Source organism: Rouxiella badensis (genome assembly GCF_002093665.1).
Lineage (GTDB): Bacteria > Pseudomonadota > Gammaproteobacteria > Enterobacterales > Enterobacteriaceae > Rouxiella > Rouxiella badensis.
This window is the reverse complement of the sequence record NZ_MRWE01000028.1, coordinates 40,552-54,662: the sequence shown is the minus strand read 5'-3', so window position 1 is coordinate 54,662 and position 14,111 is coordinate 40,552. Positions and strand designations below refer to the sequence as shown.

12 protein-coding genes are annotated in these 14,111 nt (G+C 51.7%); 3 read left to right on the top strand and 9 right to left on the bottom strand.

The genetic code is table 11. The features are described from left to right. Nucleotides 1-58: 58 nt before the first annotated feature. Nucleotides 59-1,606: an ABC transporter substrate-binding protein gene (locus tag BS640_RS15990; protein ID WP_273637403.1), complete on the bottom strand. Its 1,548-nt coding sequence runs from the start codon at nt 1,604-1,606 to the stop codon at nt 59-61. Between the two features lie 183 nt (nt 1,607-1,789). Between BS640_RS15990 and pepT the strand changes: the two genes are divergently transcribed. Further along, nucleotides 1,790-3,022: a peptidase T gene (pepT, locus tag BS640_RS15985; RefSeq protein ID WP_084912915.1), complete on the top strand. Its 1,233-nt coding sequence runs from the start codon at nt 1,790-1,792 to the stop codon at nt 3,020-3,022. Nucleotides 3,023-3,080: 58 nt separating this feature from the next. Here pepT and BS640_RS15980 read toward each other — a convergent pair whose 3' ends face one another. Beyond that, complete coding sequence (locus tag BS640_RS15980; RefSeq protein WP_017490269.1) at nt 3,081-4,352, bottom strand: MFS transporter; 1,272 nt, start codon at nt 4,350-4,352, stop codon at nt 3,081-3,083. A 382-nt stretch (nt 4,353-4,734) separates the two neighbouring features. Here BS640_RS15980 and BS640_RS15975 point away from each other — a divergent pair, with 382 nt between their 5' ends. Next, nucleotides 4,735-5,820: an erythritol/L-threitol dehydrogenase gene (locus BS640_RS15975; protein WP_017490270.1), complete on the top strand. Its 1,086-nt coding sequence runs from the start codon at nt 4,735-4,737 to the stop codon at nt 5,818-5,820. A 13-nt stretch (nt 5,821-5,833) separates the two neighbouring features. Then, nucleotides 5,834-7,378 (top strand): FGGY-family carbohydrate kinase, encoded by a 1,545-nt coding sequence (locus tag BS640_RS15970; RefSeq protein ID WP_017490271.1) that lies wholly within the window; start codon nt 5,834-5,836, stop codon nt 7,376-7,378. Between the two features lie 123 nt (nt 7,379-7,501). Here BS640_RS15970 and hisP read toward each other — a convergent pair whose 3' ends face one another. The 7 genes from hisP to cvpA form a co-directional block, all read right to left on the bottom strand. Next, nucleotides 7,502-8,275 carry a histidine ABC transporter ATP-binding protein HisP gene (gene hisP / locus BS640_RS15965; RefSeq protein ID WP_017490272.1) on the bottom strand — a complete coding sequence of 258 codons (774 nt, stop codon included), beginning with the start codon at nt 8,273-8,275 and terminating at the stop codon, nt 7,502-7,504. Nucleotides 8,276-8,325: 50 nt separating this feature from the next. After that, nucleotides 8,326-9,042, bottom strand: coding sequence for an ABC transporter permease (locus BS640_RS15960; RefSeq protein WP_017490273.1), 717 nt, complete (start codon nt 9,040-9,042; stop codon nt 8,326-8,328). Further along, entirely contained in the window at nt 9,039-9,725 is a 687-nt protein-coding gene (locus tag BS640_RS15955) for a histidine ABC transporter permease HisQ (RefSeq protein ID WP_017490274.1), read from the bottom strand. The genes BS640_RS15960 and BS640_RS15955 overlap by 4 nt, the downstream gene beginning before the upstream one ends. Nucleotides 9,726-9,861: 136 nt before the next feature. Further along, nucleotides 9,862-10,644: a lysine/arginine/ornithine ABC transporter substrate-binding protein ArgT gene (gene argT / locus BS640_RS15950; protein WP_084912914.1), complete on the bottom strand. Its 783-nt coding sequence runs from the start codon at nt 10,642-10,644 to the stop codon at nt 9,862-9,864. Nucleotides 10,645-10,991: 347 nt separating this feature from the next. Further along, nucleotides 10,992-11,564 carry a UbiX family flavin prenyltransferase gene (locus BS640_RS15945; protein ID WP_017490276.1) on the bottom strand — a complete coding sequence of 191 codons (573 nt, stop codon included), beginning with the start codon at nt 11,562-11,564 and terminating at the stop codon, nt 10,992-10,994. Between the two features lie 172 nt (nt 11,565-11,736). Then, nucleotides 11,737-13,254 (bottom strand): amidophosphoribosyltransferase, encoded by a 1,518-nt coding sequence (purF, locus tag BS640_RS15940; RefSeq protein WP_017490277.1) that lies wholly within the window; start codon nt 13,252-13,254, stop codon nt 11,737-11,739. Between the two features lie 30 nt (nt 13,255-13,284). Beyond that, nucleotides 13,285-13,776, bottom strand: a complete 492-nt coding sequence (gene cvpA, locus BS640_RS15935; RefSeq protein ID WP_026110311.1) for a colicin V production protein — start codon at nt 13,774-13,776, stop codon at nt 13,285-13,287. Nucleotides 13,777-14,111: the final 335 nt, after the last annotated feature.

Genomic DNA, 14,111 nt, shown 5'->3' with positions numbered 1-14,111 from the left:
TTTAAAAGCGGCTCTTATGGCAGCCGCCTTGAAAAAGTGCCTGCGGGCTGCTAAGCCCCTATTTCACTGATGTTTGGTAGAAGATGTGCTTCCCAAACGGATCAATTTCGTAGCCGGTCACTTCTTTGCGCACCGGTTCAAAGATTTTCGAGTGGGCAATCATAATTGCCGGCGCTTCGTCGTGCATGATCTGCTGCGCCTGTTGGTAAAGCGCCACACGCTTGTCGTGGTCGGTGGTTAAACGCGCTTGCTCGATAATTTTGTCAAACGCCGGATCGCACCATTTCGCCGAGTTAGAACCGCCGTTGGCCGCCTTACAGGTAAACAATGGAGCGAAGAAGTTATCCGGGTCACCGTTCGCCGTCGTCCAGCCCATTAGCGCGGCCTGGTGCTCGCCATTACGGATGCGCGTCTGATACTCGGCCCATTCATAGCTGACAATGTGCGCCCTGACGCCAATCTTCGCCCAGTCTGACTGAATCATCTCGGCCATGCGGCGCGCGTTAGGGTTGTAAGGACGCTGTACCGGCATCGCCCACAGATCGATATCAAATCCATTCGGATACCCGGCCTCCGCCAGCAGCGCCTTGGCTTTTTCCGGCGAGTACGGATAGTCCTGCATCGTCTTGTCTTCACTGCTCCATACGTCCGGCGGCAGCAAACTCTTCGCGACTGTGCCGGTCCCCTGGAATACGGCATCGATAATCGCCGCCTTGTCCACCGCCATGGTCAACGCCTGACGCACCTTGACGTTATCCAGCGGTTTTTTCTGCGTGTTAAATGCCAGGAATCCGGTGTTCAGACCCGATTTGCTGAGCAACGTAATATCTTTATTGTCACCGAGACGCTTGAGGTCTGCCGGATTCGGGAAAGGCATTACCTGGCACTCGTTCTTCTCAAGCTTGGCCATACGCACTGAAGCATCCGGCGTGATGCTGAAAATCAGGCGATCAATCTTGGATTTACCCTGCCAATACTGTGGGAAGGCCTTGTAGAGAATGCGCGTGTCTTTCTGATACTGCACCAGTTCAAACGGACCGGTGCCGACCGGGTCGGTATCGACTTTTTGCGGCGTGCCGGCCTTCAGCATGTTGTCCGCGTATTCCGAGGAAAGAATCGAAGCAAAATACCAGCCGAGATCTGCGATAAATGGCGCTTCGGGACGCGACAGATTGAAACGCACGGTGTAATCATCAACGCGGTCAATGCTTGAAATCAGATGGCCCATATCCAGACTGTCGAAGTTCAGATAGGTGCCGTTAGAAACGTTGTGATAAGGGTTATTAGGATCTTTCTGGCGCATGAACGAGAAAATCACGTCATCAGCGTTGAAATCCCGCGTTGGGGTAAACAGTTTATTGCTCTGGAACTTCACCCCTTTACGCAAATGGAAGGTGTAAGTCTTACCGTCCGGGCTGATATCCCAGCTTTCTGCCAGGCTTGGGATCAGTTCGGTCGTCCCGGTCTTGAAATCCACCAAACGGTTGTAGATAGGCACCGCGCTGGCGTCAACGTTGGTTCCAGAAGTATAAAGTTGAGGATTGAAAATGTCCGGCGAGCCTTCGGAGCAATAAACCAGCGTCTGTGCCGATGCCCCTGCGACCATCGCCAGGGCTAAAAGTCCGGTGGTCAGTTGTGCTATTTTTTGTTTCATGCGTTTCCCTGTCAGAAAGATATTTGGCTAATTAATTCGTTAGTACGCAATTCAAAAACAGACTACCATTCACAATAAACTTAGTAATACTCTGTTATATATGAAAATCTTATAGATAAACAACCAGAGGTTAGGATGTCGACTCAAATTGCCAAGCAGCTCACTGAACGCTTCTTCCGTTACCTGTCCGTTACTAGCCAAAGCGACCCCAAAGCCACCGCTCTGCCGAGCACGCCGGGGCAGCAAGAGTTAGCAAACCTTCTCGCCGAAGAGCTAAAAACACTGGGGCTGGAAAATATCGAGATTGACCAGCACGCGACCGTCACCGCCGTGAAACCGGGCACCAAAAAAGGCGGTCCGCGCATTGGTTTTATCACCCACATTGACACCGTTGACGTCGGACTGAGCCCGGATATTCACCCGCAGACGCAGGTATTTAACGGCGACGATGTGTGCCTGAATGCCGAAAAAAATATCTGGCTGCGTACCGATGAGCATCCTGAAATTCTTCCGTACAAAGGTGAGGAGATCATCTTCAGCGACGGTACCAGCGTGCTCGGCGCAGACAACAAGTCGGCAGTCACCGTGGTGATGACGCTGTTGGAAAACCTGACCGAACAGGAGCAATACGGAGATATCGTCGTGGCGTTTGTGCCGGATGAAGAGATTGGCCTGCGCGGCGCCAAGGCACTGGACCTGCGCCGTTTTGACGTCGATTTCGCTTACACCATCGACTGCTGCGAACTCGGCGAAGTGGTGTATGAAAACTTCAACGCCGCGTCGGCGGAAATTACCTTTACCGGCGTGACGGCGCATCCGATGTCGGCCATTGGCGTGCTGGTCAACCCTCTGCTGATGGCCCACGATTTCATCAGCCACTTCGACCGCGAAGAAACGCCAGAAAAAACGAAGGATCGTGAAGGCTATGTTTGGTTCAATGACATCAGCGCCAACCAGCAAGCGGCGACGTTGAAAGCCTCAATTCGCGATTTCGACAGCGCCAGCTTTGCCGCGCGTAAAGTGAAAATTCAAGACGTGGTGAAGATTATTGCCGAGCAATACCCAACCGCGAAGGTGTCGGTCGAGATAAGCGATACCTACAGCAATATCAGCAGCGCTATCGGGGAAGATCGTCGCGCTATTGACTTGATTTTTGAGGCATTGAAAGAAATTAAGGTCGAGCCTAAAGTTATCCCGATGCGTGGAGGCACCGACGGTGCGGCGCTCTCGGCTAAAGGCCTGCTAACGCCGAACTACTTTACTGGCGCACACAATTTCCATTCTAAATTTGAGTTCCTGCCGGTAAATTCCTTCGTGAAGTCCTACGAGCTGACCAAGGCGCTGTGCCTGTTGGCGGCAAAAAGCTAATTCGTGATAAAAAATTTCGCCCCACAGACGGTTTATGGGGCGAAATAATTTTAGTCCATCAGGACACGGACCTCGCGGTACTGCGGGTCATCGGCCCGAACTCTTTCTGCGTAAATTGAATGTAGAGCGTCAGCAAGAAGGCCAAAATGTAGAGCGCGCTATAGGCAAAGACAACGCCTTTCACTCCGACGAACGGCAGCAATAACGTCGCGATTGCCGGTGCAAAGAAGTTGCTCAGCCCGGCCGACAGATTACATACCGATATCGCCGCCCCCTTGTGCTCGGGTTCGAGTGCAGGAAACAGTGCGGTCATCGGCACAAAAGCCGCCGTCGATGCGCCTAGCAAAGTGGCCCCCAGCGCCGCTATCCAGAAGTTATCGCCAAAGTAGACAGGCAGATAGTAAAACGACAGGCTAAATACCGCGCAGCCAATACAGCCATACCAGCGTATTAATCGCAGCATTCCCCATTTTTGCGACATGATCCCCCAAAAAACGTTAAACACGATAGTCGAGAAGAAGAAGATTGCCCATATTTGCAGCCAGTCTGGCATCGTGAAGCCCAGATCGCCCACAAACAGCAGCGGCATAATAATCGCAAACCCGTAAAGCGAAAGCGTATTAATAATCCTGACGACGCTGGCCAGTGCAATATTTTTATTACTCACCAGCAGCGTAACGGCGCGGCTCATTTCGCTAAACTTTTCACGGGTAGATAAATCGAGCAAATGGGTTGAGGTTTTAATATTTTTAAGAGACACCATCGCAAGCATTCCTCCCGCGCACACCCAGACCAGCGAGAACCATAAAACATTAAGCTCGCCAATATGAACGATAATCAGACTCGGCAAATAACTGCCTATTACACCGATGCCTAATGAATATGCAGCCCAGAACCACCCACATGCCGATCCAACTAATTCCTCACGCACGTTGTGAACAATAACTACTATGAATGAATAAAGAAATAATGGATAGGCAAGCCCACGTATTCCATAAAACAGTAAAATAAAATAGTAGTTCTTTTGTGTAAGACCAAAAATCATGAACAGCACGTGGAAAACGACCCACATTAAAAAGCCTATTTTCATCGCCTTCTGTGGCGTAATCACCTCGGCGATAACGCCAGAAGCCCAGGCAGCAAGCGCCGCGCAAAGGCCATAAACCGTGAAGGCGAAGGTCGCCTGCGCCGGTGAAAAACCAATTTCAACGATATATTTTGACAGGAAAGCCAGCTCAAAACCGTCGCCGGTCATGAATAAAAAGATGGCGATATAGCCCCAAAGCAAGTTTTTGGGCAGCCCCATCCAGTGGTCTGTATTCGCTTTCATCCTAAGCCCTTGTTGTAATAAATTGATGGTTGTAAACAGGCGACAATAAGTCAATGGCATGGAGAAGTTTCCACAAATAAATTTTATAAATCGTTTCTGGAAAAGTCTCGCACCCTCCATCTAATCAACAGTAGGCCTATCAAGGTCAACAGAATATTCTCATTATCAAGAAGCCAGTCACACAATAAGCCATCAACTCAACGACAAATACATTAGACAAGTAAAACACCTTATTAAAGAGAGCCAATAAGATCGCCAAATGAATATTAGCTTAACGAAAAGAATAAAGGTGACGACGATCTAAAATAACAACCAAAATGTTGAAGAAAATAATTTTAAAAACTACGGTATAAGCACCAATAAAAATACAATAAGGTCAAAAATGAATATATTACCTCAACGAATTAAACAACTCGTTAATTACGGTCCGCGTGATTATCGCCTGGTTTCAGATGCGCCTCTACCGACACCCAAGGCCCGTGAGCTATTAATCAAGATCAGTGCCTGCGGCGTCTGCGCCTCTGACGTTCACTGCCACGGCGGCGCACCGATGTTCTGGGGCAGCGCGACCGCCCCTTCATGGGTTAAACCACCGGTCGTCCCCGGGCATGAATTTTTTGGTGAAGTCGTCGGCTATGGGGAAGGTGCGCTGGAGCATTTCAGCGTCAAGATGGGTGACCGGGTTATCGCGGAACAAATCGTACCCTGCGAACAATGCCGTTTCTGTAAAAACGGCCAATACTGGATGTGCGAGAAGCACGATATCTACGGTTTTCAGAACGAGGACGCTAACGGCGGCATGTGCGAATACATGTTGTTCAAACCCACCAGCCGCGTTCACAAAATCCCAGACTCACTCACTCGCAACGAATGCGCGCTGATCGAGCCTTTCGCCTGTTCCATTCACGCCGTCAATCGCGGAGACATCCAGTTCAACGACGTCGTGGTGCTGTCGGGTGCAGGTCCGCTGGGGCTGGGCATGGTACAGGCAATTCGCCTCAAAACACCTAAGCTGTTAATTGTCCTCGACACTATCCCCGAGCGCCTGCGGCTGGCAAAAGGGTTCGGTGCCGACCTGGTGATGAACCCGCTCGAAGAAGACGTGGTGGCGAAAGTGAAAGCCCTGACCGACGGCTATGGCTGTGACGTGTACATTGAAGCCACGGGTAATCCGGCGAGTGTCCCACAGGGTCTGCAAATGATCCGCAAGATGGGCCGCTTCGTTGAATTCAGCGTGTTCAGCAAAGAGACCACCGTCGACTGGTCGATCATCGGCGACCGCAAAGAGCTGGACATTCGCGGCGCACACCTCGGCCCGCACTGCTACGAAACCGTTATCAACTTTTTTGAACGTAAGCTGTTCAGCGCCGAGGGCGTTGTTACTCACACCTATTCTCTGGATGAATGGGAGGCGGCATTTGAAAACGCTCACAGCGCCGAATCGGTTAAAGTTTTGTTAGTTCCCTGAAGGACGCACGGCCATGAAATATGTTATTGGAGTCGATGTCGGTACCCAGAGCACCAAAGGTATTCTGATGAACGCCGAGGGACGTATTCTCACCAGCGCATCCCGCGGCTACAGCGTCGAAACGCCAAAGCCGCTGTGGGCGCAGCAATGGCCTGAGGTTTGGCTCGAGGCAACAATGGCGGTGCTGGCAGACATTGTCAGGCAGTCCGGCGTAGACAAAAGCCAGATTGCCTCCGTCTGCATTAGCAGTCTGTACGGCGGATCGGGGATCGCGGTCGATGAAAACCTCATACCGCTTTATCCCTGTCTTATCTGGATGGACCGACGCGCGTCTGACCGCGTCGAGTGGGTCAAGAATTACGTCGACACTAAGGAGCTGTTCCGTATTACCGGCAACTCGCTCGACAGCTACTACGGTTACACCAAGATCCTGTGGATCAAAGAGCACGAACCTGAGGTCTGGGAAAATACCCGTTTCTTCCTGCCGCCAAACAGCTACATCAATTACAAGCTGACCGGCGAGGTCGCGGTCGATCACTGTTCGGCGGGCAATATCGGCGGTGTCTACAACATTGAAAAACGCGACTGGTCAACCAAGGCCTGCCGCATGCTCGGGATCCCCAAATCGATGATGCCCTCTCGGCTGGTCGCCTCCGACGAAATTGTGGGCGGTCTGCTGCCCGAGATGGCAGAGAAACTCGGACTGGCCGCGGGTACGCCGATTGTGGCCGGCGGCGTCGATGCCGCCGTCGCAACCCTGGCCGCAGGCGTTGTCGCGCCGGGTAACCACGTGGCGATGATAGGCACCTCGATGTGCTGGGGCTTTATCAATCACTCCGTAGACGCACGGCACGGCCTTATTAGCATGCCGCACGTCAATAATCCTTTGCAGGATATCTACACGTTTGGCGGTGCGATTACCGCAGGCGCGTCAGTGACCTGGTTTATCGAGCAGTTTTGCAGCGCCGAGAAGCAACAGGCTAAAGAGCAAGGCTGCACGGTGCACCATGTGTTGGAAGAAAAAGCCAAATGCCTATCACCAGGGGCTGATGGTCTGGTGTTTCTCCCTTATCTGATGGGAGAGCGCAGCCCAATTTGGGATGCCAAGGCAACCGGGACTCTGGTTGGATTAAGCCTTTACCACACGAGACATCACATGTATCGCGCTGTGTTAGAAGGCATCACCTTTGCGCTCAAAGATAATATCGAGTCCGGCAAAGCCTGCGCCGAGCGGTTAGACAACGAGCTTATCGTCGTCGGCGGTGCGGCCTTCTCGGACATGTGGATGCAGATCATCGCTGACGTGACCGGCTATCCGGTTCTGACTATCAAGGAGGAGGTTGAGGCACCGCTTGGGGATTGCTTCCTGGCCGCGAAGGCCGTAGGGATCATTCAAAATGCAGAACAGATAAAGCAGTGGTTTACGCTGGAAGCTCGTGCGGAACCCGACGCAAAAGCCCACGAAAAATACAACGCACTGTTCAACACCTATCGTTCAATATACAAAAACATCAAGGGAGACATGCATCAGCTGTATGATTTGACCAAAATGGAGTAAGTAAGATAGGACGAACATAACCCTAAGTATTTGGCGCTGCGGCAAGTTGGCCCTTTCCCCGGAAACCTAAAAAACTCAGTAACCGGGGTGAGCCAACGCTGCTGCAACGTCAAGTACAGCGGGTTATTTTAAGGCACCCGATAAAAACTGCTGCAAACGGGCACTTTTCGGGCTACCGAATACGTCTGCAGGGTTCCCTTGCTCCTCGATAACGCCCTGATGCAGGAAAATTACGTGGCTGGAGACGTTACGGGCAAACTCCATCTCATGCGTAACCACCACCATGGTTTTCCCCTCTTCGGCCAGTTTCTGCATGATGCGTAAAACCTCCCCCACCAGCTCCGGATCCAGTGCCGACGTCGGTTCGTCAAACAGTAGCACCTCAGGCTCCATCGCCAGGGCACGCGCAATTGATACGCGCTGCTGCTGACCGCCAGACAGGTTCACCGGATACTTGCCGCGTGCACGCTCGTCAATCCCGACTTTCTCGAGGTAACGGATAGCCCGGTCTTTCGCTTCGGCCTTGCTGATGCCCAGCACCTGAATCGGTGCCTCCATGACGTTTTCAAGCACCGTCATGTGACTCCACAGGTTGAAGTGCTGAAACACCATCGTCAGCTTGGTGCGCAACAGCTGGAGCTGCTTCTTGTCGAACACTTTGAGCTGACCATCGGTGTCGCGCACCATGCGGATATCTTGATTATTGACGCTAATCGACCCTTCGCTCGGCTTTTCGAGGAAGTTAATGCAGCGCAGGAAGGTACTTTTCCCAGAACCTGATGATCCAATGATGCTGATAACGTCACCGGCATTGGCAGACATTGAGACGCCTTTGAGTACCTCGTGCTCGCCATAGCGCTTATGCAGATCGATTACGGCTAATTTATTTTCTGACATGATTTTTCCCGCACTGGTTTAAACGTTTTCACGGTTAATACATTTTTTTCTTAGTGTGAAGACTGAGGCTTAACGTGCGCCAGCCAGCGTTTTTCCGCCTTGCGGAACAAACTAATCAAAACAAACGAGACACAGAGGTAAATCACCGCCGCGATACCGAACGCATAGAACGGCTGATAGGTCGCAGAGTTGATGTCCCTGGCAATTTTAAGCACGTCTGGCACGGTGGCTGTAAACGCCAGCGCCGTAGAGTGCAGCATCAGAATCACCTCGTTGCTATAGGCCGGTAAAGCGGTACGCAACGCAGAAGGCAGGATGATGCAGGTATACATTTTAAAGCGCGAGAAACCGTAAGCATTGGCCGCCTCGATTTCACCATGCGGTACTGCACGTATCGCACCGGCGAAAATCTCGGTGGTGTAGGCACAGGTGTTCAGCGTCAGGGCCAGAATGGTGCAGTTGAGGCCACTGCGGAAGAAGGCGTTCAGAAAGTCAGTGCCACGGACAATTTCGAGGCTGTACATCCCGGAGTAAAACACCAGCAGTTGCACGTAGAGCGGGGTACCGCGGAAAACGTAGGTAAACAGCCAGATTGGCATGCTTATCCAACGGTTTGGCGAAACGCGCCCAACGGAGAGCAGCACAGCGAGAAGTCCCCCCATCACCACCGAGCTTATTAGCAGCCACAGCGTTACGGCGAGACCGGTAAAACGGTAGCCGTCGCTGTAGAGCAGCGACATGCCGTATTGATGCAAAATGTCGATCATAGCTCAGCCCTCTTCACACCCAGCGAATACCGGCGGTTGAGCCACAGCAATACTCCATTGGATAAGGTGGTAAATACCAGATAAATGATGCCGGCAACGATAGAGAAGTAGAAAGGTTGATAAGTCCCCTTACCTGCCAACTGCGTTGCCTTGATGACGTCCTCGAGGCCGAGCAGAGACACCAGCGCCGTGGCCTTGAGAATAACCTGCCAGTTGTTGGCGATGCCAGGCAGAGCGAAACGCATCATGGCTGGAAAGAGAATACGTCGGAAAATCTGTGAGCCGCTGAAGCCGTAAGCCACCGCCGCCTCGATTTGTCCGCGCGGAACCGCCATAAAAGCGCCGCGAAAGGTCTCGGTGAAATAGGCACCGTAAATGAATCCAAGGGTGATAATACCTGCGCTGAGGGGATCGATATCAATCTGATCGATGCCGATGGCTTCGGTCAGACTGTTTAACGCAATTTGCAGGCCGTAGAAAATTAACAGCATTAATACCAGATCGGGAACGCCGCGAATCAACGTGGTGTAGGCGCCAAACAATCCAGATATAACCCGGTTTTTTGACAGCTTTCCGCCCGCTCCGATCAAACCAATGATCAAGGCCAGCACCACCGAGGAGAGTGCCAGTTCCAGCGTGACCAGTGTGCCCTGGATTATTACGTGGGAATACCCGTATAGCATGAACATATCCTGTCTTTGACGATAATCAGACTGCGTTTCGCAGGTTTAACTGGGCTTCTCTTTTAAAGCGGCCTCCCCTTGCAGGCAGGCCGCCACTACGGAAACGACTCCTGTCCCTGATGTCGTCAGCTACCCCTTAACCGCCGTACACATCGAAGTTGAAGTATTTTTTCGCCAGCTTGTCGTAGGTGCCGTCTTTGCGCATGGAATCGAAGGCTTTGTTCAATGCATTTTTCAGATCGTCTTCGTTCTTACGCAGGCCCATGCCGGTGCCCACACCGAAGAATTTGTCATCTTTAACCGACTCGCCTGCAAACGCGTAGCCTTTACCCGCAGGCTGTTTCAGGAAGCCTTCGCTGCCTGCGACTTCATCCTGGAACGCTGCGTCAAGACGGCCGGACGCGAGGTCTGAATAAATCAGGTCCTGATTCTGGTAGGCCACTACGTTAACGCCCTTAGGCTGCCAGTTGGCGTTGGCATAGGCTTCCTGAGTAGAACCCTGCAGAACACCGATGTTTTTGCCTTTCAGGGAATCCAGAGTGGGCAAGATTTTAGAGCCGGTCGGTGCTATCAGACGCGCGTTGGCGGCATACAGCTTCTCGGTGAAGTCAATTTCCTGCTGGCGTTTCTCAGTGATAGACAAAGAAGAGATGATGGCGTCGATTTTTCTCGCCTTCAGGGAAGGGATCAGCGCGTCAAAGTCGCTTTCAACGTAGGTACATTTGATTTGCGCACGTTTACACATTTCATTAGCCAGGTCGATATCAAAACCGACCAGCTTACCGCTGGAATCTTTCGATTCAAATGGTGCATAGGTTGGATCCGTACCGATTTTAATTACTTTTGGCACGGCAGCAAAAGCGCTGCTTGCGCTGGCCAATACGAATACCAGAGGAAGAACCTTGAACAACTTTTTCATACATAACCCTCAGCCATTAATCGTGCGTTGTTGTTTGTTGTGTTTGGTTGCCGGGACAACCGTTTTATTTTTTTGTCACCGGTCTGCGTCGGTAACATTTTCACCACTTTCACTACTATGCAGTAATTATGCAATAGTTATGCAGTAATCGTGCCGACTTTGCGGAACTGTCGTTTTAGTGAACAACGAAGGCAAAATTACATTCAGATTAGTCTGCAAAATCACCGGTTAAGCGAGCGCTACCGTCAGATTGAAACAGAAACGCACCAAAATAAAACATAAAGAGTTCAATTTTGGTGCATCGTTATCATTCTGTGCAAATTTAGGGCATAAGGGCTTGCAAAAAGCTAGTGGCTGCCCTGCCAGCGAACAAACAGGTCTTCCGGAAGTTCGATATCAAACTGGTCGATAACCCGGTTTACGGTCTGATCGATGATGTCTTCAACGCTTGAGGGACGATGATAAAAGGCAGGTACCGGCGGCATGATAATCGCGCCGAGTTCGGCTGCGGAGGTCATCAGACGCAAATGGCCGAGATGCAGTGGCGTTTCGCGCACGCACAGCACCAGACGACGGCTCTCTTTCAGCACGACGTCTGCCGCACGGGTCAGCAATCCGTCGGTATAGCTATTGACAATACCGGACAGCGTTTTGATTGAGCACGGCAGTATTGCCATACCCGCGGTTTTGAACGAGCCGGAAGAGATGGTTGCCGCGATATCTCGGGAGTCATGGACAACGTCGGCAAGCGCCTGAACGTCGCGCAGGCTGAGATCGGTTTCAAGCGCCAGCGTTTGACGCGCCGCATTGCTCATCACCAGATGCGTTTCGACCTCAGGCACTTCGCGCAACACCTGTAAAAGACGAACGCCATAAATAGCGCCACTGGCGCCGGAGATGCCGACAATGAGTCGTTTCATGGATACAGCCTCAGAAATGACGAACTTAAACTTCAGAACGTAGGATTAATCAGAAGACTTTGCCGGAATGAAAAGCGATTGGCAAGTAACGGTGTCAAGCGGGGATAATACCGGAGAGAACCGTCTGCCTTGACCTGCGTAACAGGGTAAGACAGACGGTAAAAAGGCTTAATTAACCTTCATTATGCATTTCGAGATTTTCGGCTTCCTGCTGACCACGCAATGCCTGAGCATCGTCGTTACGCAGGGCGTCGAGGTATTCGAGATAGCTTTGGTCAACGTCTTTGGTGACGTAGATACCGTCAAACACCGAGCATTCGAACTGCTCGATATCCGGGTTCTCTTCCTTCACCGCGTCGATGAGGTCACTCAAGTCCTGGAATATAAGCGCATCCGCACCGATCATCTGGTTGATTTCGCTCACTTCACGACCGTGGGCAATCAGCTCGTTGGCGCTTGGCATGTCGATACCGTAGACGTTCGGGAAACGCACTTCCGGCGCAGCCGAAGCCAGGTAAACATTTTTAGCTCCCGCGTCACGGGCCATCTCGACAATCTGTTGAGAGGTGGTACCGCGAACGATGGAGTCATCGATCAGGAGAACGTTTTTATCACGGAACTCGGCGCGGTTGGCGTTTAGTTTGCGGCGCACCGACTTAACGCGCTCCTGCTGACCCGGCATGATAAAGGTACGGCCCACGTAGCGGTTTTTAACAAACCCCTGACGGTACGGCTTGTTCAGGATACGGGCGATTTCCAGAGCGATGTCGTTAGACGTCTCAGGGATCGGGATAACCGCATCGATTTCAAGATCTTCCCACTCGCGGGCAATTTTGGCACCCAGCTTCTGACCCATACGGCGACGCGCGCTGTAAACGGAAATCTTGTCGATGAACGAGTCAGGGCGGGCGAAATAGACGTACTCGAACAGGCATGGGTTGTACTGAGGATTCTCGGCACACATGCGAGTGAAGAGTTGGCCTTTTTCGGTGATATACACCGCTTCGCCTGGCGCGACGTCACGCAGGAACTCGAAGCCCAGGGTATCCAGCGCCACGCTCTCGGACGCTACCATGTACTCGGAGCGGCCGTCTTCAAGCTCACGCCTGCCGATAACCAGCGGGCGAATTCCGTGCGGGTCACGGAAAGCCAGCATTCCGTGGCCGATGATCATCGCGACGCAAGCATACGCACCGCGGATCTTCAGATTCATTGCCGTGACGGCAGCGAAAATGTTGTCAGCCTCCAGCGGATAGTGCTGGAACTTGTCCAACTCGCTGGCCAGAATGTTTAGCAAAACTTCAGAATCGGAAGTGGTGTTGACGTGGCGACGCGCGCCTTCAAACAGCGTACTTCTCAATTCGTGTGCATTCGTCAGGTTACCGTTATGGGCCAGTGAAATGCCGAACGGAGAGTTGACGTAAAATGGTTGAGCCTCAGAAGCGCTGGAACTGCCAGCCGTAGGGTAACGAACGTGACCAAGGCCCATGTTGCCCTGTAAACGTTGCATATGCCGTGCTTCAAACACATCCTTCACCAGGCCATTTGCCTTCCGCAGACGGAAGTTATTGTTGCCATCAATGGTGACGATGCCAGCGGCATCCTGCCCACGGTGCTGCAACACCGTTAACGCGTCATAAATCGACTGGTTTACCGGCATAAAACCGGCGATACCGACAATACCGCACATGTTGTCTTTTCCTCATCAGCGCTGCCAAAGTTAAATATGCTTTGGCAAGAAACTCGACGTGCTCTGCAGGTAGTCAAAAAACCACCTGATGATAGAACTAAAATACGGGATCAACTGAGACTGCTTCCAGTCATCACCGTGTGAAAAGCTGGTGAAAGTGTCCAGAAAGAAGAGCCCTGCTGCGACGATCAATACGCCACGCAGTGCGCCAAAACAGACGCCTAAAACCCGGTCGGTTCCCGATAGTCCGGTACGATCGACCAAAGAGCTGATCACATAGTTTACAATGGCACCTACGATCAACGTCGCGATGAACAAGATACCAATTGCGATCCCGTTTCGAACGACTTCGTCTTCGAAACGCGTGAAATAGACGGCGAGGTAAGGATAATAGTGGCTGGCAACGAAGAAGGCGCACCCCCAGGTTACCAATGATAAGGCCTCGCGAACAAAACCTCGAATCAGGCTGACTAAAGCAGAAAACCCGATAACCGCAATAATGACGTAATCAATCCAAACCATCACTTTATCAATCTCATCCAGGATAAGACCCTTCATCTTTCTCGCCAAAGCGGGAATGATTCGGGGAAAAACTTGCCCGGCATCCAAATCGCTGCGAATTCTAACAGAAAAAGAAAACGTTTGCGTAGGGGAAATCTGCCGGTCAGCCAAATTAATCATTGCGGCTAAAAAAACATCAATCACCGCAAAAAGATAACGAAACGTTATAAATTCAAGTTACCTAAAAAGGGCACATTCCGCTTAGTCTTCGCGCCCCTTAACCTACAAACAGACGCCACTGCAAGCACCCCGGATACCTGACAATTCGGTAACCGGGGTGCTGTAGAGGAATCAAC